Annotated in this window: 1 protein-coding gene; it reads left to right on the top strand. The window is 68.6% G+C overall.

Annotated elements, in window-relative coordinates:
* Nucleotides 1–61: 61 nt before the first annotated feature.
* Entirely contained in the window at nucleotides 62–1,828 is a 1,767-nt protein-coding gene (gene argS / locus AC3XYG_RS38745; RefSeq protein ID WP_489145242.1) for an arginine--tRNA ligase, read from the top strand.
* Nucleotide 1,829: the final 1 nt, after the last annotated feature.

Here is a 1,829-nt window from a genome sequence, read left to right as displayed (position 1 = left end):
GTGTACAGTGTGGGAAATGCGGGCTAAAACCCGCGGATACCCCGGAAAGAAACCTGCCCGCATGTCCTCGCTCGCCGCCAAGCTGACCGAAATCGTCGCCGCCGCCTTCGCCGCGGAAGGGCTGCCGCCCGAACTCGGCCTGGTCACCGTCTCGAACCGCCCGGATCTCGGGCAGTTCCAGTGCAACGGTGCCCTGCCGGCGGCCAAGCGTGCGGGCGCCAACCCACGCCAGATCGCCGAAAAGATCGCGGAGCGGCTGCGCGCCGACCCCAATTTCAAGGACGTGTCGCTGGCCGGGCCGGGCTTCATCAACCTGTCGCTGACCGACGCCGCCATCGCCGCCCATGCCGACGCCCAGGCGCAGGACGCCCGGATGGGCGTGCCGCTGGCCAACCCGCCGCGGCGGGTGGTGCTGGATTACGGCGGGCCGAACATCGCCAAGCCGATGCATGTCGGCCACCTCCGCGCCTCGATCATCGGCGACAGCCTGCGCCGGCTGTTCCTGTTCGCCGGCGACGACGCGATCGGCGACGTGCATATGGGCGACTGGGGCACGCCGATGGGCATGGTGATCAGCGAGATCGCCCGCCGCCAGCCGGACCTGCCGTATTTCGACGCGAGCTTCACCGGCCCCTATCCGGAAGCCAGCCCGGTGACGATGGAGGATCTGGAGGTCCTGTACCCCGCCGCGTCCCAGGCGTCGAAGGCCGATCCGGCACGGATGGAGGAAAGCCGCCAGGCGACGGCGGAGCTGCAGGCCGGCCGGCCGGGCTATCGCGCCCTGTGGCAGCATTTCATCGATGTCTCGGTCGCCGGCATGAAGCGCGAATTCGAGGCGCTGGGCGTGCGGTTCGACCTGTGGAAGGGCGAGGCCGTCGTCCACGACCTGATCGAGCCGATGGTGGCGGATTTCCAGGCCCGCGGCCTGGCCGAGACCGATTCCGGCGCCGTCATCGTCCGCATCGCGGAGGAGGGCGACAAGAAGGAGATGCCGCCGCTGATGCTGCTGAAGTCGGACGGCGCCGTCACCTACGGCACCACCGACCTCGCCACCATTATCGACCGGCGGCAGTCGCTCGACCCCGATCTCGGGCTCTATGTCGTCGACCGGCGGCAGTCGCTGCATTTCGAGCAGGTGTTCCGCGCCGCCCGCAAGGCCGGGCTGAACGGCAAGTCCGACCTGGAGCATCTCGGCTACGGCACCATGAACGGGCCGGACGGCAAGCCGTTCCGGACCCGCGCCGGCGGCGTGATGAAGCTGTACGACCTCCTGGACACCGCCACCGAGATCGGGCTGAAGCGTCTTGATGAGGCGCATCTGGCCGAGGGCTATCCTGAGGAGGAACGGCGCGAGATCGCCCGCCGGGTCGGCATCGCCGCGGTGAAGTTCGCCGACCTGTCGAACAACCCATCCTCCGACTATGTCTTCGACCTGGACCGCATGCTGCGCTTCGAGGGCAAGACCGGCCCTTATCTGCAGTACGCCGCGATCCGCGCCAGGTCGTTGCTGCGCCGGGCGGAAGCGCAGGCCGATGCCCCTGGGGCCATCCTGCCGGCGGCGAATGAGGCCGACCGGGCGCTGATGCTGCAGCTGGCGCAGCTGCCGGACGCCGTCCGCAGCGCCTATGAGAAGCGGGCCCCGAACGAGCTGTGCGACTTCGCCTACTCCCTGGCGCGCGAGTTCAGCCGGTTCTGGGATGCCTGCCATGTCCTGAGCGAACCCGACGCAGCAAGACGAGGCTCCTGGCTGGCTCTGGCGGCCCTGACGCTGCGTCAACTGGAACAAGTGCTGGGTCTGTTGGGCATTGAAGTGCCCGAGCGCATGTAAA

This window comes from Inquilinus sp. (assembly GCF_057815775.1).
The sequence above is the reverse complement of the archived record's forward strand: the minus strand, read 5'-3'. Positions and strand labels throughout refer to the sequence as shown.

What these genes read in the sequence shown, in the direction of transcription:
- argS (WP_489145242.1), top strand. Translation starts at nt 62, where the DNA reads ATGTCCTCGCTCGCCGCCAAGCTGACCGAAATCGTCGCCGCCGCCTTC.